The sequence below is a fragment of the Filomicrobium insigne genome (assembly GCF_900104305.1).
Taxonomy (GTDB): domain Bacteria; phylum Pseudomonadota; class Alphaproteobacteria; order Rhizobiales; family Hyphomicrobiaceae; genus Filomicrobium; species Filomicrobium insigne.
Genome location: NZ_FNJC01000001.1, coordinates 1,124,033 through 1,143,675, shown reverse-complemented (window position 1 = coordinate 1,143,675; position 19,643 = coordinate 1,124,033). Strand labels below are relative to the sequence as shown.

Here is a 19,643-nt window from a genome sequence, read left to right as displayed (position 1 = left end):
GGCAATGGAACTCCCTAACTGGCAACGACAAGCAAAAATTGGTTTTCAGGTGGGCCCAAATGAGAACCAGCCCCCCTATGGCGTGGGTTTTAACGCAGATCAACCGCCAGAAGTTACCTATGCAACGAGATATCGCACCCGTACGACAGAATAAGCCGGACGGACAACGGAAGGGGGCCTGGGAAGACTAAGGGATTCAACGGAAAATCAGGCGCGAGGATGCGCGGCGTCATAAACTGCGAGCAGGCGGTCACGGTCGACTTCGGTATAAATTTGCGTCGTCGAAAGCGAGGCATGCCCGAGCAGTTCCTGGATTTGGCGGAGATCGGCGCCTGCAGATAGGAGGTGCGTCGCGAAGGAATGGCGCAAAGCATGCGGTGTCGCCGTGTCAGGTAAGCCCAAACTTTCCCGCAGACGTTTGACAGTAAGCTGGATGATGCGGGGCGAAAGCGGCCCACCCTTCGCGCCGACAAATAGGGCACTATCAGGCGGCAGTTTGTAAGGCACCAGTTCCAAATAGCGTTCGACAGCACTTTGAATAACTTCGAGGATCGGCACAAGCCGTTCCTTGCCGCCCTTCCCGACGATCCGCAAACTGTCTCGACCTTTGACCGGCGCGTCCTGTCGTGTCAGCGATAACGCTTCTCCTATGCGTAATCCGGCACCGTACAACAGTAACAATACAGCCGCGTCGCGCGCCAGAACCCAATCGACTTCAGCACCGGCTCCGAGGTCGACAACGGCACCTGCCTTTTCCACGGTCAGCGGTTTGGGCACGCCATGACCGACCTTGGGCATGGCTACTTGCAGAACGGCGCGATTCTTCGCGATCTCCCGTCCTTCCAGCCATTTGAAGAAAGTGCGCAACGCCGACATCGTCCGTGACAACGACCGCGAACCAAGACCTTGGCGCCGCCGCGCAGCCATGAAACCCCGCACGATTTGTGCGGTCAGCTGATTGATATCGACAAGCTCAGGTGATCGCCCTAGGCGGCCAGCCAAGTAGCGTTCGAATTGTTCGAGATCACGACGGTAAGCGGCAAGCGTATGCGCTGAAGCCCCGCGCTCATTGCTGAGGCTTTCGAGCCAGTCTTCGGCTAGCCGCGACAACTCATCGTCGCCAGACACAACCAAAAGCCCTCCGTCTGCGTTAGACTCCCTAGCGTAAAATCGCGCGGCTCACTGCGGACTCTGCCAGAACGATCAGATTCGCCCGCGTCTTTGAAGCCCCATATCGCGACGTTAACCAAGTCGGAGCAATGAAACCTGCCGCTACAAAGTTAAGATTGCCACCCCGCAAACTGAATTACGAAGGAAAAGGACGCCGCGTCGGCGTAGAGCTGGAATTTGCAGCCGTCGCCGCCGCTAAGGTTGCCACGCGTGTTTCAGGCCTCTACGGCGGCAAAGTCGAGCGTGACGACGCCCATCGCTATCGCATTGAGAATTCTAAGTTTGGTCGCTTCGTTGTCGAACTCGACAGCCAATACGCGCATCGCCAACCGGGAGATAGCGTCTATCAAGGAACCGGATTTGCCGCCATCGTGGACGGCTTCCGAGATTCCATGCGGACACTGTATGGGGATCTCAGTTCTCTTGTGGTTCCTTACGAGGTGGTTTGTCCGCCGGTCGCGTTCGACGAGCTAGTGGAACTTGAAAACCTCCTCAAGGCGCTGCGGGAGGAAGGCGCGCAGGGAACGAACGATAATCTGCTGCACGCGTTCGGCGCCCAGTTCAATCCGGAGATCGCGACCCGCGATCCGCACTGGATCCTAAGTGTGTTGAAGGCGGACATCCTGCTCTCCAACTGGCTGCGGAGCATTATGTCGATTGCATTTGCCCGCCGGCTCCTTTCGTTCGTCGATCCGTTTCCCGCGGCCTATGCCTACAAGGTGCTCGATCCCGATTATTGGCCTGACACTGCGAATCTCATCGACGACTACATTGACTATAATCCGACCCGGAACCGAGAGCTCGATTTGCTCCCGCTCTTCATGTGGCTTGACGAAAAGCGTGTACGTGCGCGGTTGGCCCCGGGTCTCGTCAGGCCGCGGCCCACGTTTCATTGCCGCCTTCCCAACGCCAACATCGGAGAACCGATGTGGAGCCTCACGCTGGAGTGGAACCGTTGGGTCGTCGTTGAAAGGCTCGCCGACAAGCCCGAGCTGTTGGCGGAAATGGGCCCAGCCTACATCGCCAACGCCCAGAGTTTCCTTCCGGGCGATTGGGCGATGATGTGCACCGAGTGGCTAGTCGTTTAAAGCGTGGGGCCGAGATCGGAGGGCTAAACGATCGTTTGTCCTGTCTTCGCCCAGTCCGCAAGAAACTGTTCCAATCCCTTGTCGGTCAGGGGATGTTTGACCAGAGCCTTGAGGGTGGCCGGTGGAACCGTAGCCACATCGGCGCCGATGAGCGCGGCTTCTTTCACGTGGTTCACCGTGCGGATGGACGCCGCCAGAATATCCGTCGAGAAGTTCTGGTAATTGTCATAGATCTGCCGGATCTCACGGATCAGCGCCATGCCATCGAGGCCAATGTCATCGAGCCGTCCAATGAACGGAGAGACGAATGTCGCCCCGGCCTTGGCTGCCAGTAGCGCCTGGTTGGCTGAAAAGCACAGAGTAACGTTGACGAGGGTACCTTCAGAGGTCAAAGCCCGACAGGCTTTGAGACCGTCCAGTGTCAGGGGAACCTTAATGGTAACGTTCTTGGCGATCTTTGCCAGTTCTCGGCCTTCTGCCAGCATCCCATCGTAATCCGTCGCAGCGACCTCGGCGGAAACGGGGCCTGGGACAATGGCGCAGATCTCGCGGATTGTTGTCTTGAAGTCGCCGCCCGCTTTGGCGATGAGCGACGGATTAGTCGTCACGCCATCAAGCAGGCCCGTCGCAGCGAGTTCTTTGATTTCATTGAGATCGGCAGTATCCACGAAGAATTTCATGATCTTCCCCCTGCCATCGGTTCGCCCAATGGCGAAGCCTAGGCTAGTTTGAGTTCTTGGATTTCTCTGTAGCTCAAATATGCGCTGAGCGCCAAAGTCGAGTCGCGCGCAAAGCTAACGATCGCGCTTAACCTGCCAGCGCTGCCGCTAAAGCCCCATGTTGGGCCTTACTGGCAAAAAATCGAGAGCTATAACGCTCAAGATCAACCCGGGTGAAGGCCGCCGCATTGACCAATCTTCTTGATCTACAGCCCGACGTGAAGGCGCGGCAAGGCGAATGCGTGCCTGTGCTGCTCCCGGTCGCATTGGATCAAACATACGACTACCTGGCGCCGCCCGAGGGCGTTCCGCCGCCGGGCAGTTTTGTCCTTGTGCCGTTCGGGCCGCAATCGCGCATCGGGATCGTCTGGGACGAACCACGTGGTACGCCGGCGAAACCGATTGATCCTGCGAAACTCAAGGCAGTGACGGGCACGCTCGATGCGCCGCCTTTGCCTGTTTTGTCTCTCCGATTCGCCGAATGGATCGCCGGATACACGCTGGCGCCGCTCGGCATGGTCGTCCGCATGATGATGAGCGCGCGGGAGGTCTTCGAACCGCAGAAACCGCGATTTGGCGTCACAATCGTCGAAGGGGCAGCGATGCCTCCGCGGATGACGCCTGCCCGCCAACGTGTACTCGACATCGCTTCAGACGGACTGATCCGGGCTAAATCCTCGTTGGCACAGGAAGCGGCGTGCACAACAGGTGTCGTCGATGGTCTGATCACTGCCGGCTGTCTTGTCGAGGCGGCAATTCCACAGAAGCGGTGTCCAATCCCAGAACCCCATCACCGCACCATTGAGTTGAGCGAAGATCAGGAACGCGCCGTCATGGCGCTACGCGCGGCCGTCGACGGTGGCACGTTCGCGGTGACCCTCCTCGATGGTGTCACGGGTTCGGGTAAGACAGAGGTTTATTACGAGGCGGTGGCGCGCGCGCTGGAACGTGGGCGCCAAGTGCTGATCATGCTTCCGGAAATCGCACTGACCAGCCAGTTCATGGGCCGTTTTCAGGATCGCTTCGGCTGCCCTCCGGTGGAATGGCACTCGGCGTTATCAGGCCCCGAGCGGGGCCGCATCTGGCGTGGGGTGGCGACGGGAGAAGCCCGTGTCGTCGTGGGCGCCCGATCGGCGTTGTTCCTGCCTTACACGGATCTTGGGCTCATTGTCGTCGACGAAGAGCACGACGGAGGCTTCAAACAGGACGATCGCGTTCACTACCAAGCCCGCGACATGGCGGTGGTGCGCGCCAGTCTTGGCCGCTTCTCCGTTGTGCTGGCATCTGCAACGCCTTCCATTGAGAGCCACGTCAACGCTCGGACGGGGCGGTATAATCACGTTGTGTTGCCAGGGCGATTTTCCGGTACTGAATTACCTGAGATCGAGGCGATCGATCTGCGCCGGGAACCACCTGAAAAAGGCCGCTGGCTCGCTCCGCCGCTCGTTGAGGGCATAACTGAGACCTTGGCGCGGGGTCAGCAGTCTCTTTTGTTTCTAAATCGCCGCGGCTACGCCCCCCTGACGTTGTGCCAGAAATGCGGCCATCGCTTCGAATGCCCGCAGTGCACCGCGTGGCTGGTCGAGCATCGCTTTCGCAAGAAGCTGAACTGCCACCATTGCGGATTTTCTCTTCCAATACCGGAGAAATGCCCAAGCTGCGGAGAAGCCGACAAGCTCACGGCTTGCGGTCCGGGTGTGGAGCGCGTGGCCGAAGAAGTCGCAGAGCGCTTCCCGGAGGCCCGGATCGAATTACTTTCCTCCGATCTCATCCCTGGCTTAACCGAAATGCGCCGGGTTATCGAACGGATCGAGCGGCACGAGGCCGATATCATCATCGGTACGCAGCTCGTCGCGAAGGGCCACCATTTCCCAGACCTCAATCTTGTAGGGATTGTCGATGGCGATCTCGGCCTCGCACAAGGCGCTGATCCCCGCGCCGGCGAGCGCACCTTCCAGCTTCTCCATCAGGTGACTGGCCGCGCTGGGCGCGCCTTTGCGCGCGGGCGTGGCCTCATCCAAACTCATCTGCCTGACCATCCTGTGATGGCCGCGATTATCCATGGCGATCGTGAAGCCTTCCTTGAAAGGGAAATTGCGCAACGGCAGGCGGGACTTTTACCCCCTTACGGCCGATTGGCTGCGCTCATTGTCTCCAGCCGCGACAAGCAGGCAGCCGAAATGATTGCCCGAGACATTGCACATCGCGCTCCGCCGGCAGAGCAGATTCGCATTTTGGGCCCGACCGAAGCGCCGATCGCCATAATCAGAGGTCGGCACCGGTGGCGTTTGTTGGCGAAAGCCCGTCGCGACATCGACATTCAAAATTATCTGCGCGCTTGGTTGTCGCGGATGCCGCCGATCAAAGGAGACGTCCGCCTGAGCGTCGATATCGATCCTTACAGCTTCTTATGAGCGTCCGTGAGACGCACGCAGCGCGCTATGAAATGCGCATAAAACTCCGCAGAACCTTATGAAAACACTATTTAAATATAGCCTACGCCTGTTTTGTAGGACCGTATGATGGGATGTTTTTAAGGCGACAATGCTCTCCACGCGAGTGCGCCGCAGCTCGCCACAACTCCCCCAAAACTCCCCAAGGTGGAAGCGGGTATGCACCAACGCAAAGCACAACTGCGTCATTCGTGACCGCATCTCCCCGTTGATGATGCGCGAACTGCGTGTTAGACAGCCCCTCGACGCCCGGACGGGGACGCCGGCTAATGTCGGCTGTGACCGTTGTTGTGGCCAAATAATCCCACCATAAGGGTAGCGAACCGGTATCCCGGGACTTCGCCGATCGCGCCTTAAACTCGTCCTCCCAGTGCGAACGAGAGCAATCGACGTGGCAACAGATCAGACTAATTCGGCCAGTATGCCCGGCCGTTACGCCAGTGCATTATTCGAACTGGCAAAAGAACAGGGTTCCGTAGAGCAGATCGAAGCCGATCTAAAGGCGTTCGAGTCTCTGCTCACCGAAAGTGAAGATCTGCGCCGCTTGGTAGCGAGCCCGGTCTTTGCCGCCGAAGATCAGAGTCGCGCTTTATCTGCGCTACTTGAAAAAGCGGGCATTTCGGGTCTGACAGAGAATTTCCTTCAGGTCATTACGCACAATCGACGGCTGTTCGCGGTGCCTCAGATGATTAAGATCTTCGCTGCGCTGGCTGCTGAGAGCCGCGGCGAGGTCACAGCTGAGGTGACGACAGCCCAGGCATTGACAGATGAACTGACGGCTGAGCTGAAGCAAACGCTCAAGAACGCGGTCGGCAAGGACGTTAAACTGGACGCCCGAGTTGAACCGGCGATTCTCGGCGGACTGATCGTAAAGATCGGCAGCAAAATGATAGACTCCTCACTGCGCACGAAGCTCACCGCAATGAAGGTGAGCCTCAAGGCAGTGAGCTAAAACACCAGAACAATCCGCACGCTGGACCGCAAGGGACGTTGTGCGACCCAAGTTATACAAAGAACTCTGCACCAGATTTGGTGCGCAACCGAAACGCTAAGACAAGAGGTCTATCGATGGAAATCCGGGCCGCAGAGATCTCCTCGATCCTGAAAGAGCAGATCAAGAACTTCGGCAAGGAGGCTGAGGTCTCCGAGATCGGCCAGGTTCTCTCCGTCGGCGACGGCATCGCCCGCGTCTACGGCCTCGATCAGGTTCAGGCAGGCGAAATGGTCGAGTTCCAGGACGGAACGAAGGGCATGGCGCTGAACCTCGAAGCCGACAACGTCGGTATCGTGATCTTCGGTGACGACCGTAGTATTAAAGAAGGCCAGACCGTTAAGCGCACGCAGGCGATCGTAGAGGTTCCTGTTGGTAAGGGTCTTCTCGGCCGCGTCGTTGACGCTCTGGGTAATCCGATCGACGGCAAAGGCCCGATCGTTGCGACCGAGCGTCGTCGTGTGGACGTCAAGGCGCCGGGTATTCTGCCGCGTAAGTCGGTGCATGAGCCGATGGCGACGGGCTTGAAGGCCGTCGACGCTCTGATCCCCGTCGGCCGTGGTCAGCGCGAGCTCATCATTGGTGACCGTCAGACTGGCAAGACCGCGATCATCCTTGACACCTTCCTGAACCAGAAGCCCCTCAACGAGGGCGATGACGAGTTCGCGAAGCTCTATTGCGTATACGTTGCTGTCGGGCAGAAGCGTTCGACCGTTGCGCAGTTCGTCAAGATTCTCGAGGAGCGCGGCGCTCTCGAATACTCCATCGTCGTGGCCGCGACGGCTTCCGATCCGGCGCCGATGCAGTACCTCGCACCGTTCACCGGCTGCGCGATGGGCGAATATTTCCGCGATAACGCGATGCACGCAGTTATCGCGTACGACGACCTCTCCAAGCAGGCCGTTGCTTATCGCCAGATGTCCCTGCTGCTGCGTCGTCCTCCGGGACGTGAAGCTTATCCGGGTGACGTCTTCTATCTCCACTCGCGCCTGCTTGAGCGCGCCGCGAAGATGGGTGATGATCATGGTGCCGGGTCTCTCACTGCGCTCCCCGTGATCGAAACGCAGGCCAACGACGTGTCGGCCTACATTCCAACGAACGTGATCTCCATCACCGACGGCCAGATCTTCCTTGAAACGGACCTGTTCTATCAGGGCATCCGTCCCGCCGTGAACGTCGGCCTCTCCGTGTCACGCGTTGGTTCGGCGGCCCAGACCAAGGCCATGAAGCAGGTCGCCGGTAAGATTAAGGGTGAGCTGGCGCAGTACCGCGAAATGGCGGCCTTCGCTCAGTTCGGTTCCGACCTCGACGCCGCTACGCAAAAACTTCTTGCACGCGGCGCCCGCCTCACCGAGCTCCTCAAGCAGCCGCAGTTCTCGCCGTTGAAGATGGAAGAACAGGTCTGCGTGATTTTCGCGGGTACCCGCGGTTATCTGGACGGTTTGCCTGTAAACGCCATCGGCAAATATGAGCAGCAACTTCTGACGACGCTGCGCACCGATCATAAGAACATTCTTGAGACCATTCGGTCGGAGAAAGCTCTATCGGAGAGCACGGAGAAAGAGCTGATCGGCGTTCTCGACAGCTTCACGAAGAACTTCTCGGTCTAAAGCGAAGTCCAGCGGATGGGCCCCTTAGAAAGGGGCTCATCGAAAAGCAAAATCCCGGTTCGGTATGCCGGGAGCGGATACGGGAACAACGTCTGAAATGGCGAGCTTAAAAGACCTCAGAAATCGCATCAATTCGGTGAAGGCCACGCGCAAAATCACCAAAGCGATGCAGATGGTCGCTGCCGCAAAGCTGCGTCGTGCGCAGGAGGCGGCCGAAGCCGCACGGCCTTACGCTGTGCGTATGGACACGGTGCTGGCAAATCTTGCACGCGCTGTGACAGATACGAACAGCGCATCACCGTTGCTCGTAGGCACAGGCAAGAGCGACGTACATCTGCTCATTATGATGACGGCGAGTCGCGGTCTTTGCGGCGGTTTCAACACCAACATTGCTAAGCTCGTCCGCGTGCATGCACGTAAGCTTCTGAGTGAAGGCAAGCAGGTCAAAATCATTGCGGTAGGCCGCAAGGGCGCAGAAAACCTGCGCCGCGACTTCGGCCAGCACATCATTGAACGCATTGACATGAGCGGCATGAAGTTCGTCGGTTTCGAAAAGGCCGCCGAAATCGGTGACAAAGTCATGGCGATGTTTGAGGCCGGCGAGTTCGACGTTGCAACGATGTTCTTCTCTGAGTTCAAGTCGGTTATTTCACAACAGCCGACGGCTCTGCAGTTGATCCCTGCGCATATCCCCGAAACCGACGGATCCGAGAAATCTTCTTTGGGCGACGCGGTTTACGAGTACGAGCCAGAAGAAGACGCGATCCTGGATTATCTTCTGAAACGCAATATCTCGACGCAGATCTTCCGTGGACTTCTTGAGAACGCGGCTTCTGAGCAAGGCGCACGTATGTCGGCGATGGATAGCGCCACACGCAACGCTACAGAGATGATCGACGCTCTGACGATTACGTACAACCGCCAGCGTCAGGCACAGATCACCAAAGAACTGATCGAAATCATTTCGGGCGCCGAAGCGCTCTAATCGAACAAACGCACACGAGGAACGGTTCATGGCTGAAATTTCTGTTGGTCGCATCAGGCAGGTAACGGGCGCCGTCGTCGACGTGCAGTTCGACGGAGATCTCCCTGCAATTCTGAACGCGCTTGAGACCGACAACCAGGGTAACCGCCTGGTTCTCGAAGTCGCCCAGCACCTCGGCGAAAACACCGTGCGCACCATTGCTATGGACGCGACGGAAGGACTTGTTCGCGGTCAGCCCGTGAAGGATACGGGGCGCCCGATCGCAGTGCCCGTCGGCGACGCGACCCTAGGGCGCATTATGAATGTGATCGGTGAACCCGTGGACGAAGCCGGCGAAATTAAAGGCGACGAATTGCGCCCGATTCACGCGCAGGCGCCCTCCTACGTTGAACAGTCAACGGAATCGGAAATCTTGGTCACCGGCATCAAGGTCGTTGACCTGCTGGCGCCGTACTCCAAGGGCGGCAAGATCGGCCTGTTCGGCGGCGCCGGCGTTGGCAAGACCGTTCTCATCATGGAACTGATCAACAACGTCGCTAAGGCACACGGCGGTTACTCCGTGTTCGCCGGCGTTGGCGAGCGCACCCGTGAAGGTAACGACCTCTACCACGAAATGATCGAATCCAAGGTGAACGTCGACCCGAAGGAAAACAACGGCTCTGCCGCTGGGTCCAAGTGCGCTCTCGTTTACGGCCAGATGAATGAGCCGCCAGGTGCCCGCGCTCGCGTCGCTCTGTCTGGTCTGACGGTTGCCGAACACTTCCGCGACCAGGGACAGGACGTTCTCTTCTTCGTCGACAACATTTTCCGCTTCACGCAGGCCGGTTCGGAAGTGTCCGCTCTGCTCGGCCGTATTCCTTCAGCCGTGGGCTATCAGCCGACGCTGGCAACCGACATGGGCACTCTTCAGGAACGCATCACGACGACGCAGAAGGGCTCAATTACGTCGGTTCAGGCCATTTACGTCCCTGCGGACGACTTGACCGACCCTGCGCCGGCAACCTCGTTTGCCCACCTTGACGCGACGACGGTTCTTTCCCGTGCCATCGCTGAAAAGGGCATCTATCCGGCCGTGGACCCGCTAGACTCCACGTCGCGTATGCTTGATCCGCGCATTATCGGTGAGGAGCACTACGAGGTGGCGCGTCGCGTGCAGGAAATTCTGCAGCGCTACAAGTCCCTCCAGGACATCATTGCTATTCTCGGCATGGACGAGCTCTCCGAAGAGGACAAACTCACGGTGGCGCGTGCCCGTAAGATCGAGCGGTTCCTGTCGCAGCCATTCTTCGTCGCCGAAGTCTTCACCGGTTCGCCGGGCGTCCTCGTTGACTTGGCTGATACGATCAAGGCTTTCAAGGGTCTCTGCAACGGCGACTATGACCATCTGCCTGAACAGGCTTTCTACATGGTGGGAACGATCGAAGAAGCCATCGCCAAGGCTGAAAAACTCGCCGAAGCAGCTTAGAATATCGAATCGCAGGTCGCACAGGGCGACCAGGGCATTGCCCTTTTTTGCTGGAGGAAGCATCCGGAATGTCGATCGATACGAGTGAAGAAGGCAATGACGATTCGGGCTTTGGCTCCTGCTGCGAAGAACTTCAGGAAGTAATGAGCGGCGAAGATTTCGACCCGCTCATTACGCTGGCTGAAGATGGCATTCTCTATATGTCGGTTGGTTTGATCGACGGAGACAGCGACGACCCCGGTATGGTCGACCATCCGGTGTTCTTCTGCCCCTTCTGCGGTACGCAGCTGCAAACGGCCGAGGAAGTACAGGCTAAGAGCGACGAATTGGGTGACGAAGAGTAGGACTACACCCAGTCCTGTAACGCGATAACCGCCGAAACGTAGAGGGCGGATTAGGAAGCAGATCAATGGCAGCAACGTTCAAGTTTGAGCTGGTAAGCCCCGAGCGTGTCCTCATGTCGAGCGATGCCGAGCAGGTGGTCGTGCCGGGCGTTGAAGGACAATTTACGGTGCTGCCAGATCATGCCCCAGTCATTTCGACTCTGGCGCCGGGCGTGATCCAGGTCACAACGCCCGACGCCAAGAAGGGCATCTTCGTGCAATCAGGCTTCGCCGATGTTACCGGCGACAGCCTGACCATCCTTGCCGAGCGTGCGTTCATCGTCGACGAAGTCGATCCGCGTCAGATTCAGGAAGAACTCGACGCTGCACAGAAGGCGTTGGAAAGCGCTGATGATGACGAAGCCCGTAATCACATTGGACGTGCCATCGAAGAGCTAAAAGCTCTGCACGCCGAGGCGTAAGCCGGCAAATACCTGATTAGTTCGCAATGATCGGGCCGAACTCGGAAAGAACGGCCCGGTAAACGTCGCGTTTGAAAGGGACGATCAGATCAAGCAGCTCACTCGAGTTCGCCCAACGCCACGCGTCGAACTCGATCGCGCGCGGATCCTCGGGCGTTATATTGATTTGCGTGTCTAAGCCTGAAAATTGCATCAGAAACCACTTCTGTTTCTGGCCGCGATAGCCGCCCCCCCAGGCTCTCCCAATCCGATCCTCTGGCAGATCGTAGAAATGCCACTTCGTGGTTTCAGCGAGAATATTGATATTTGAGCCGGTGATGCCGGTCTCTTCCTGCAGTTCTCGAAGGGCGGCCTCAACAGGAGCTTCCCCGGCTTCAATGCCACCCTGTGGCATCTGCCACCAATAGCCGCTGCCCTCAGGCGTGTTCGCCTTTTTTGTGGTAGCGCGACGGCCGATCCACACTAGCTTTTGGGGATTGATGACCATGAGACCGACACATGGCCGGTAGGCGAGATTTTCGTGGGTGCCCATGGGCGGTGTGTGCCCTCTCTATCTGGATAACGACCGGTCGGACGTCTCGATTGTGACTATTTCTAAAATTCCAACGACCCCAAAAAAGTTCATGGGCGCCTGATCTATCAGACGCCCATGAACATGACCCCAAGGCGAGATCAAAGATGCATCACTTGCTACTGTCCGTCTGAGTCTCGGCTTTTTTCTGCTCAGCCTGTTCGGCCTTCGGCGGTGGTGCGGTCACTTTGCCACGCAGATAGTTGAGCGCGAACTGGAGCTGTGTGTCTTTCTCCGGTTCTTGCGGAACGTAGGCCGATGAACCTGAGATTTCTTCCTCTGTATCGCCGTTGCGTAGATGCCCTCTAAGGCTCGCTTCGCCACGCGGTTTGACCCCGAGTTTGCCTTTCAGGTCCTCCGGCAGCTCTTGTTCGATGATGATATCCGGATCGATACCCTTCGCCTGGATCGAGCGGTTACGTGGCGTGTAGTACCGCGCCGTCGTCAACCGGATCGCCCCATTGGCACCAAGCGGAATAATCGTCTGAACGGAGCCCTTGCCGAATGACCGTGTTCCGATAATGGTCGCGCGCTCGTGGTCCTGAAGAGCACCTGCCACGATCTCCGAAGCGGAAGCGGACCCGCCGTTGATCAGCACGATAATCTTCATGCCATCAGCCACGTCGCCGGGGCGGGCCTGGCTTCGCTGGGTTTCCTCGTTATTGCGGCCTTTCGTAATAACGATGGCGCCACGCTCAAGGAAGTCATCGGAAACGGCAATCGCCTGATCCAGAAGACCACCGGGATTGTTGCGAAGATCGATGATGTAGCCCTTGAGCTTCGAGCCGATTTTGCTCTTCATCTCTTCGATCGATTTGACCAGATTGACGTGCGTCTGTTCGTTGAAGGTGGTGACCTTCACATAGGCGATATCGCCTTCGATGCGCGGCTTCACAGCGTTGATGCGGATGACGTCGCGCACGATCTTGATCTCGATCGGCTCATCGACGCCTTTGCGGACCACTGTGAGCTTGATTGGCGTGTTCACTGGACCACGCATCTTTTCCACCGCTTCTTCAAGCGATAGCCCGACGATCTGCTCATCATCGAGATGCGTAATCAGGTCATTGGCCTGTACACCGGCTTTGGCGGCTGGTGTGTCGTCGATAGGGGCGACCACCTTGACGACCTGATTTTCCATCGTCACCTCGATCCCGAGGCCGCCAAACTCTCCGCGTGTCTGCACCTGCATATCACGGAAGTTCTTGCGCGAAAGATAGGCCGAGTGCGGGTCGAGCGCGCTCAGCATGCCGTTGATGGCAGATTCAATGAGCTTCGTGTCGTCGGGCTTTTCGACGTAGTCCGAACGAACTCGCTCCAAGACATCGCCAAACAGATCAAGCTGCTTGTAAAGCTCGGTATTTGGAGAAGTTGCGGAGTAAGTTCGAGATACGTTCAAGACGGTTGTTGCGCCGGCCAGCACCGTCATCAAAAGAAATGTCCAGAACGCGAAATCCGTCTTGCGCATCATCCTTGCACCTTTTCAGGATCCTTGACCCACCATGGGTCCGGATCAATCGGCCGTCCGTCCTTGCGAAATTCGACATATAGAACGGGTTTGGCGTCTTCCGAGCCGCGCTGTACCGAAGGCGGGGCGTCACCCATCGTTCCCACCGGCTCTGCCGCCAGGACAAATTGTCCTGGCTCTACATCAATCCGTGATAGACCAGCAAGTAACACATGATATCCGCCGCCGGCGTTGATTATCAAGAGTTGGCCATAGCTTCTGAACTCGCCAGCGTAAACAATCCAGCCATCACAAGGAGATGTGATCTGCGACGAAAAACGCGTCTGAAACACTAATCCCTTGGATGTTCCACCATATTCGGTCTGCTGGCCAAAAGAGAGAACATGCTTACCAGAAGTTGGGCGCGGGAGGCGGCCCTTGGCAAGGTGGAAGGGGATAGCCGGTTCGATCCGGCCAGCATCCACGCTGCCAAATCCGGCCGCCGATGGGGCCAAAACAGCGACTTTAACCCCGTCATTACTGGATGATGCGCTACTTTCGGGCTGATCTGGCGTGAGGGTCGTTACGCCTGAATTGCCCGTTTCAGCCAAGCGCTCGGCGGCTTCCGCCTTGGCGTTATGCGCAGTTATGCGGGAATTCGATTGGACGGCAGCTTGGTCCGCCCGTGCGATCAACGCTCTCAGATTATCGACATTCTTCGAAATTTCGTCTGTCGCTTGGCGGACCTTAGTGAGTTCGGCTTGTCGCTCCGTCAGGGACGACTTCTTTTCGACCATTAGCCCCGAAAGCCGCGTTCGCGCATCGTTAAGACGCGTCGTTTCGAGCTTAAGGTGTTCGCCTTCACTTCGCGTCTCAGCCATGACGCGCACGAGTTCGTCAAGCTTGTTCGTGAGCTCGAGGGCTTGGCTGCGAAGCCCCGGGAACGCAGATGCAAGCAGCATCGCGCTGCGCACCATGGCCAGCGCATCCTCGCGCTTGGTGATCATAACCGGCGGAGGGTTCCGCCCCATCCTCTGCAGGACAGCCAATAGTTTTGCAATCTTGTCCCGGCGTTGATTGAGCGAACCGCGAACCACACGTTCCTGTTCACCGAGCTCGTCCAAACGCGCCTCAATCTCGGTCATCCGAGCTTCGCTCTTCTTGATCAGATCGGCGGTTTCGAGGAGCCGGGCATTAATGCGTTCGCGCTCTTTGGCAATCGCAGCGACATCAGTCTCGAGGGCCTGCTGCCGCCCGAGCTTGTTTTGTAGCTCTTTGGTTTGAGCATCAAGTTTGGATTTCGCATCGTCACGCGACTGCGCTGCTGCGGGCAACACCGCAGGAATACAGCCAGCCAGAATGCAGAGCACAGGCACGGCAGCAAACTTGACGCGTAATCTTTGGCGCGGGACGCGCAAGCTGGGAGCCCTCTGTATATATCCGAACGGTCCCCAAAAGACCGTCGACGAAATCGGCCTGCTTCCTTAGGCACCGACAATGCGGCGATTGTGGCGCGAGGCGATTGCCAAACTCTTGCTGCGGAGTCAGTTTGTGCCCGACAGCTACAACATTGCGCGGCGCCCAGCTGGCAGGCCGCAGGAGAAAGAAGCGCACATTGGGTTGCCGAAACGCCAAAGGTGCTTAAGAACCGGGCGCGTAGAAAGCTGGCCCCGCCGCCCCTATCTTGTCCAATCAAGCGCGAACATCAACCACCGCGCCTGACTTACTGACCAGGAAATTCATTTATGCAACCGGTCCTCTATCACCTGATTACCGTGGCAACCTTTGCTGTTCTGGCTGTGTTGATCGCGGGCCTGTATACGCTTTTGCGTCAAAAGAGCCCGCGTCTGAGCCAGAATTTGATGCGTTGGCGCGTGATTTTGCAATTTATTGCACTGATGCTGGTTGCGGGATTTTTGTTCCTGGGACGTTGATCTCCGTGTATGCCGCTTGACCGCCGCGCTGACGCCAATACGTTAGCTTTCAAATTTTACGAGAGGGGTGGAAAGCGCGGTGCGTAGGCAATGGTAAAACTCAATAAGATCTATACGCGTACCGGGGACGCCGGAACGACGGGGCTTGGTACGGGTGACAGGGTCGCCAAAGACGATCCCCGCATCGCCGCTTACGGGACCGTCGACGAGACGAACGCGATTATCGGCCTTGTCAGGCAGCATTTAGAACCTGGATCTGACATCGACTCGATGCTGGTACGTATCCAGAATGACATGTTCGATCTCGGAGCGGACCTCTGCGTACCTGATCGCGGAAAGGATCTTAAATTCGAACCGCTACGCATCGTACCGGCTCAGGTCGAGCGTCTGGAACGCGAAATTGACCAGCTCAATGGTGAGCTAAGCCCGCTCAAATCCTTCATTTTGCCTGGCGGTTCGCCGGCATCGGCCTACTTGCACGTTGCGCGAACGGTCTGCAGGCGCGCCGAGCGTCTGATGGTGACCCTGGCGGCCTCTCCGGACGAACCCGTGAGTGACGCAGCTCTAAAGTATATCAATAGACTGTCGGACTTTCTTTTCGTGGCTGGTCGCTACGTGAACGATAAGGGGCGCGACGACATTTTGTGGGTTCCAGGTCTGAACCGCTGATTAGGCTCTGGAAGCCTTCGTAATTCCTGGGAAGGAGCAAGCCACGTGTTCGTGCCTATTTCCGATGATAACCCATTGAAGGCAATTCATTTTCAGGTCGTCACGGTTGGTTTGATCGCCATAAACGTCATTGTGTTCGCTTTATCGTCGGTGAACATTGATGCTTATGCCGTCGCGGAATTCGCGGTGGTGCCGAACGAGCTGTTCCTGGCCGGTACGTCCGCGCCGGCTCCAGATGGCGTCCGCGCGAGCAACCTGCCCGAAGCGCTAACCCTTATCACCTACATGTTCTTCCATGCCGATATATGGCATCTCATGGGGAACATGTTGTTTCTGTGGGTCTTCGGCGACAACGTCGAAGACGCGGTCGGTCATGTGAAGTTTTTGTTTTTCTATCTCGCTTGCGGCGTCGCCGCTGCGTTGGTCCACGCGGCCATGGTCTCAGGAACGGATGGCGCCGGCGTGCCGCTGATTGGCGCGAGTGGCGCGGTAGCCGGCGTGATCGCAGCCTATTTGATGCTCCATCCGCGCGTTCGCGTTTGGGTTCTGGCTTTCAAGGTTATTCCGCTGCAGATCTCGGCTGAGTTCGTGCTTGGCGCCTGGATCGTGACCCAAATCGTCATGGTGCTGATGCCCGCCGTCGGCCCGGTGGCGTGGTGGGCCCACATCGGGGGGCTCGTGAGCGGGGCGGTCCTCATCCTTTTTTTGCGACGCCGAGGGGTTCCGCTGTTTGATCGTCAGCTTGACGTTGCGCGGCAGTAATGTGCCAAGAGGACGACAGTCCGTGGGACACCATTTTAAGAGGGGTAGACCTTTGCGAATCGTGTCGATTGACTAGTTTCAGGGCAGCCTTTAGGTTGGCTTTCGCATGTGCGAAACGTGCCACTTTGTCAAGGACGCATGGGGGGCAGTGTCGTCGATAATATCGGCGTGAGTCATATGCATTGAGACCCACTGGTTACGGCTTACTCAAAGGCCGCCCTGTGAGTGGGCAAGAAGATTTGCAAAGGATAGCAATAAATTGGGGAGCAGTTCGGGCGCATGAAGATACTTGTGCCGGTCAAGCGCGTGGTCGATTACAACGTGCGGATCCGTGTTAAGTCGGATGGTTCCGGGGTGGAACTTGCCAACGTCAAGATGTCGATGAATCCTTTCGACGAAATCGCGGTTGAAGAGGCCGTGCGTCTCAAGGAACGCGGCTCGGCCAACGAGGTCATCGCTGTGTCCATCGGCCCTTCCAAGTCCCAGGATGTGCTGCGCACGGCACTCGCCATCGGCGCCGACCGCGCGATTCTCATCGAAACCGACCAAGCTGTGGAGCCATTGGCTGTCGCCAAACTCCTGAAATCAGTCGTGGACGCCGAAAGCCCGGATCTGGTGATCATGGGCAAGCAGGCCATCGATGATGACTCCAATCAGACTGGACAGATGCTCGCAGCGCTCTTGGATTGGGGACAGGCCACGTTTGCCTCCAAGGTCGAGCTGTCGGACGGCGCAGTCACCGTCACCCGCGAAGTTGATGGGGGGCTGGAAACCCTGCGTCTCAAGACGCCGGCAGTCATCACCACGGACTTGCGTCTCAATGAGCCCCGCTATCCTTCGCTGCCGAACATCATGAAGGCGAAGAAGAAACCGCTCGATACAAAAAAGCCGGAAGATTTCGGCGTAGATATCTCACCTCGCTTGGAAGTGCTGAAGACCGCTGAACCGGCGACACGCGCAGCTGGCGTCAAGGTTTCGAGCGTCTCTGAACTGGTTGAAAAACTTAAGAACGAAGCGGGGGTGCTGTAATGGCGGTTCTGGTTCTTGCCGATCATGACAATGCATCTCTGAATGCTGCGACCGCCAAGACGGTTACGGCTGCGAAGGCGCTGGGCAGTGATGTTCACGTGCTGGTCGCCGGCGAGGGGTGCGCAGCGGTTGCCGACCAGGCAGCGAAATTGGATGGCGTCAGCAAGGTGGTGGTTGCCGAAGCTCCGCATCTGAAGGCGCAACTCGCCGAGGAAATGGCGGCGCTCATCGTCCCTCTCATGTCGGGCTACGATGCGCTCCTGTCTTCCGCCTCGGCCGTAGGCAAAAATGTGTTGCCACGCGTGGCCGCTCGCCTTGACGTTATGCAGATTTCTGAAATTTCTGCGGTCCTTGCGCCGGATACGTTTGAGCGTCCGATTTACGCTGGCAATGCGATCCAGACCGTGAAGTCGTCTGACCCCAAGAAGGTCATCACCGTTCGCACATCGACGTTTGCCGCAGCCGGAGATGGTGGTTCGGCGGCCGTCGAAAAGATCGACGCGCCGGCTGCCGTAGGGCTTTCAACATTCGAGAGCGCGGAGCTAACGAAATCAGATCGTCCCGAGCTGGCCTCAGCACGCATCGTTATCTCCGGCGGGCGCGGCATGCAATCGGGCGACAATTTCAGCAAGCTGATTGAGCCGGTTGCTGATCAACTGGGGGCTGCTGTTGGTGCCAGCCGCGCTGCTGTCGACGCTGGTTTCGTGCCCAACGACATGCAGGTTGGTCAAACCGGCAAGGTCGTTGCGCCGGATCTTTACATTGCCGTCGGTATTTCGGGAGCAATTCAGCATCTGGCGGGTATGAAAGACTCGAAGATTATCGTCGCCATTAACAAAGACGAAGAGGCCCCGATCTTCCAGGTCGCAGATTACGGTCTCGTCGCAGATCTGTTCACAGCATTACCCGAGCTCGAATCCGAGCTCAAAAAAGTAGCTGGATGAGCGGGTTTGGCCACGGACTGTCTTGAGCCGAGGAACTAGTAAGCATGGACGCCGCTGTGACATCGAGAATGAAACCACAGGCCGTGACAACTGGAGAAAAACCCAAAGACTCTTTGATTAACAGAGTCGGGATCATCGGCGCCGGACAGATGGGCAATGGCATTGCCCACGTCTCGGCGCTGGCCGGTTACGGCGTTCTTATCAACGACATTAAACGCGACGCTTTTGATAACGCCCATGCGATTATTGGGCACAATCTGGATCGCCAAATCAGCAAAGGGCTGATTACTGAGGAAGATAAAGAGCAGGCGCTGAGCCGTATTGAGTTTGCGGAGAGCCTTTCGGATCTCTACGACTGCGAACTTGTCATCGAGGCGGCAACTGAGGATGAGAGCGTAAAGCGTAAGATTTTCGCCGCGCTTTGCCCCGCCATAAATCCCACGGCCATCATCGCCAGCAATACGTCCTCAATTTCGATAACGCGTCTTGCCGCAATCACGGACCGGCCGGAACGATTTATCGGCATGCACTTTATGAACCCGGTTCCGTTGATGGAGCTGGTCGAACTGATCCGGGGTATCGCAACCGAGGATGACACGTTCGATACGTCTCGCAAGTTCGTTCATTCACTTGGCAAGACGATCGCTGTTTCTGAAGATTTCCCGGCCTTCATTGTCAACCGTATCCTCCTGCCGATGATCAACGAGGCCATCTACACGCTCTACGAAGGTGTCGGTACTGTTGACTCGATCGATACGGCGATGCGGCTCGGCGCTAATCATCCGATGGGTCCATTGGAACTGGCTGACTTCATCGGTCTTGATACCTGCCTGTCGGTTATGCAGGTGCTCTATGAAGGTCTTGCGGACTCGAAATATCGCCCCTGTCCGCTGCTCGTGAAATACGTCGAAGCTGGTTGGGTGGGCCGCAAGGCCAAGCGAGGCTTCTACGACTACCGCGGTGAAACACCGGTTCCGACGCGATAGAGCGTCGCTGAATTT

General features: G+C 57.5%; 19 protein-coding genes. 14 read left to right on the top strand and 5 right to left on the bottom strand.

All coding sequences use genetic code 11. The annotated features are described in order from the left end of the window. Positions 1 to 207: 207 nt before the first annotated feature. Positions 208 to 1,128 (bottom strand): tyrosine recombinase XerC, encoded by a 921-nt coding sequence (locus tag BLS30_RS05165; RefSeq protein ID WP_280136723.1) that lies wholly within the window; start codon positions 1,126 to 1,128, stop codon positions 208 to 210. Between the two features lie 131 nt (positions 1,129 to 1,259). Here BLS30_RS05165 and BLS30_RS05160 point away from each other — a divergent pair, with 131 nt between their 5' ends. Beyond that, positions 1,260 to 2,258, top strand: a complete 999-nt coding sequence (locus BLS30_RS05160; RefSeq protein ID WP_046477239.1) for an amidoligase family protein — start codon at positions 1,260 to 1,262, stop codon at positions 2,256 to 2,258. Positions 2,259 to 2,281: 23 nt separating this feature from the next. Here the strand turns inward: BLS30_RS05160 and fsa are convergent, their stop codons facing one another. Beyond that, positions 2,282 to 2,938, bottom strand: a complete 657-nt coding sequence (gene fsa, locus BLS30_RS05155; protein ID WP_046477240.1) for a fructose-6-phosphate aldolase — start codon at positions 2,936 to 2,938, stop codon at positions 2,282 to 2,284. A 227-nt stretch (positions 2,939 to 3,165) separates the two neighbouring features. Here fsa and BLS30_RS05150 point away from each other — a divergent pair, with 227 nt between their 5' ends. The 7 genes from BLS30_RS05150 (at position 3,166) to BLS30_RS05120 (ending at position 11,286) form a co-directional block, all read left to right on the top strand. Beyond that, positions 3,166 to 5,391, top strand: a complete 2,226-nt coding sequence (locus BLS30_RS05150) for a primosomal protein N' (protein WP_052744098.1) — start codon at positions 3,166 to 3,168, stop codon at positions 5,389 to 5,391. 430 nt (positions 5,392 to 5,821) lie between these two features. Then, positions 5,822 to 6,382 (top strand): F0F1 ATP synthase subunit delta, encoded by a 561-nt coding sequence (locus tag BLS30_RS05145; RefSeq protein ID WP_076605285.1) that lies wholly within the window; start codon positions 5,822 to 5,824, stop codon positions 6,380 to 6,382. Positions 6,383 to 6,498: 116 nt separating this feature from the next. Beyond that, positions 6,499 to 8,031 (top strand): F0F1 ATP synthase subunit alpha, encoded by a 1,533-nt coding sequence (gene atpA / locus BLS30_RS05140; RefSeq protein WP_046477242.1) that lies wholly within the window; start codon positions 6,499 to 6,501, stop codon positions 8,029 to 8,031. Between the two features lie 97 nt (positions 8,032 to 8,128). Continuing rightward, positions 8,129 to 9,016, top strand: a complete 888-nt coding sequence (locus BLS30_RS05135) for a F0F1 ATP synthase subunit gamma (RefSeq protein WP_046479998.1) — start codon at positions 8,129 to 8,131, stop codon at positions 9,014 to 9,016. A 28-nt stretch (positions 9,017 to 9,044) separates the two neighbouring features. Then, positions 9,045 to 10,481 carry a F0F1 ATP synthase subunit beta gene (gene atpD, locus BLS30_RS05130; protein ID WP_046477243.1) on the top strand — a complete coding sequence of 479 codons (1,437 nt, stop codon included), beginning with the start codon at positions 9,045 to 9,047 and terminating at the stop codon, positions 10,479 to 10,481. 68 nt (positions 10,482 to 10,549) lie between these two features. Next, on the top strand, positions 10,550 to 10,825 hold the full coding sequence (locus BLS30_RS05125; protein ID WP_244465014.1) for a hypothetical protein: 276 nt from the start codon (positions 10,550 to 10,552) through the stop codon (positions 10,823 to 10,825). Between the two features lie 65 nt (positions 10,826 to 10,890). Beyond that, positions 10,891 to 11,286, top strand: a complete 396-nt coding sequence (locus BLS30_RS05120; RefSeq protein ID WP_046477244.1) for a F0F1 ATP synthase subunit epsilon — start codon at positions 10,891 to 10,893, stop codon at positions 11,284 to 11,286. A 16-nt stretch (positions 11,287 to 11,302) separates the two neighbouring features. Here the strand turns inward: BLS30_RS05120 and BLS30_RS05115 are convergent, their stop codons facing one another. From BLS30_RS05115 to BLS30_RS05105, 3 genes are all read right to left on the bottom strand, one after another. After that, positions 11,303 to 11,818, bottom strand: coding sequence for an RNA pyrophosphohydrolase (locus BLS30_RS05115; protein WP_090227012.1), 516 nt, complete (start codon positions 11,816 to 11,818; stop codon positions 11,303 to 11,305). Positions 11,819 to 11,969: 151 nt separating this feature from the next. Then, positions 11,970 to 13,325, bottom strand: a complete 1,356-nt coding sequence (locus BLS30_RS05110) for a S41 family peptidase (RefSeq protein ID WP_082101235.1) — start codon at positions 13,323 to 13,325, stop codon at positions 11,970 to 11,972. After that, entirely contained in the window at positions 13,325 to 14,722 is a 1,398-nt protein-coding gene (locus BLS30_RS05105) for a murein hydrolase activator EnvC family protein (RefSeq protein WP_090227009.1), read from the bottom strand. The genes BLS30_RS05110 and BLS30_RS05105 overlap by 1 nt, the downstream gene beginning before the upstream one ends. A 327-nt stretch (positions 14,723 to 15,049) precedes the next feature. Between BLS30_RS05105 and BLS30_RS05095 the strand changes: the two genes are divergently transcribed. From BLS30_RS05095 to BLS30_RS05070, 6 genes are all read left to right on the top strand, one after another. Then, on the top strand, positions 15,050 to 15,238 hold the full coding sequence (locus tag BLS30_RS05095; RefSeq protein WP_046477251.1) for a twin transmembrane helix small protein: 189 nt from the start codon (positions 15,050 to 15,052) through the stop codon (positions 15,236 to 15,238). Between the two features lie 90 nt (positions 15,239 to 15,328). Next, on the top strand, positions 15,329 to 15,907 hold the full coding sequence (locus BLS30_RS05090; protein WP_046477253.1) for a cob(I)yrinic acid a,c-diamide adenosyltransferase: 579 nt from the start codon (positions 15,329 to 15,331) through the stop codon (positions 15,905 to 15,907). A 45-nt stretch (positions 15,908 to 15,952) separates the two neighbouring features. Further along, a complete protein-coding gene (locus tag BLS30_RS05085; RefSeq protein WP_046477255.1) occupies positions 15,953 to 16,669 on the top strand; it encodes a rhomboid family intramembrane serine protease in 717 nt (238 codons plus the stop codon). 279 nt (positions 16,670 to 16,948) lie between these two features. Next, positions 16,949 to 17,698: an electron transfer flavoprotein subunit beta/FixA family protein gene (locus tag BLS30_RS05080; RefSeq protein ID WP_046477257.1), complete on the top strand. Its 750-nt coding sequence runs from the start codon at positions 16,949 to 16,951 to the stop codon at positions 17,696 to 17,698. Continuing rightward, entirely contained in the window at positions 17,698 to 18,642 is a 945-nt protein-coding gene (locus BLS30_RS05075) for an electron transfer flavoprotein subunit alpha/FixB family protein (RefSeq protein ID WP_090226999.1), read from the top strand. The genes BLS30_RS05080 and BLS30_RS05075 overlap by 1 nt, the downstream gene beginning before the upstream one ends. A 68-nt stretch (positions 18,643 to 18,710) precedes the next feature. Beyond that, a complete protein-coding gene (locus BLS30_RS05070) occupies positions 18,711 to 19,628 on the top strand; it encodes a 3-hydroxybutyryl-CoA dehydrogenase (RefSeq protein ID WP_046480000.1) in 918 nt (305 codons plus the stop codon). Positions 19,629 to 19,643 lie beyond the last annotated feature (15 nt).

Excerpts from the sequence above, each read along its gene's own strand:
- fsa (WP_046477240.1), bottom strand. The coding sequence starts at position 2,938 with ATGAAATTCTTCGTGGATACTGCCGATCTCAATGAAATCAAAGAACTC.
- BLS30_RS05110 (WP_082101235.1), bottom strand. The coding sequence starts at position 13,325 with ATGCGCAAGACGGATTTCGCGTTCTGGACATTTCTTTTGATGACGGTG.
- BLS30_RS05160 (WP_046477239.1), top strand. The coding sequence starts at position 1,260 with ATGAAACCTGCCGCTACAAAGTTAAGATTGCCACCCCGCAAACTGAAT.
- BLS30_RS05070 (WP_046480000.1), top strand. The coding sequence starts at position 18,711 with ATGAAACCACAGGCCGTGACAACTGGAGAAAAACCCAAAGACTCTTTG.
- BLS30_RS05115 (WP_090227012.1), bottom strand. The coding sequence starts at position 11,818 with ATGGGCACCCACGAAAATCTCGCCTACCGGCCATGTGTCGGTCTCATG.
- BLS30_RS05075 (WP_090226999.1), top strand. The coding sequence starts at position 17,698 with ATGGCGGTTCTGGTTCTTGCCGATCATGACAATGCATCTCTGAATGCT.
- BLS30_RS05120 (WP_046477244.1), top strand. The coding sequence starts at position 10,891 with ATGGCAGCAACGTTCAAGTTTGAGCTGGTAAGCCCCGAGCGTGTCCTC.
- BLS30_RS05090 (WP_046477253.1), top strand. The coding sequence starts at position 15,329 with ATGGTAAAACTCAATAAGATCTATACGCGTACCGGGGACGCCGGAACG.
- atpD (WP_046477243.1), top strand. The coding sequence starts at position 9,045 with ATGGCTGAAATTTCTGTTGGTCGCATCAGGCAGGTAACGGGCGCCGTC.
- BLS30_RS05135 (WP_046479998.1), top strand. The coding sequence starts at position 8,129 with ATGGCGAGCTTAAAAGACCTCAGAAATCGCATCAATTCGGTGAAGGCC.
- atpA (WP_046477242.1), top strand. The coding sequence starts at position 6,499 with ATGGAAATCCGGGCCGCAGAGATCTCCTCGATCCTGAAAGAGCAGATC.
- BLS30_RS05095 (WP_046477251.1), top strand. The coding sequence starts at position 15,050 with ATGCAACCGGTCCTCTATCACCTGATTACCGTGGCAACCTTTGCTGTT.
- BLS30_RS05125 (WP_244465014.1), top strand. The coding sequence starts at position 10,550 with ATGTCGATCGATACGAGTGAAGAAGGCAATGACGATTCGGGCTTTGGC.
- BLS30_RS05080 (WP_046477257.1), top strand. The coding sequence starts at position 16,949 with ATGAAGATACTTGTGCCGGTCAAGCGCGTGGTCGATTACAACGTGCGG.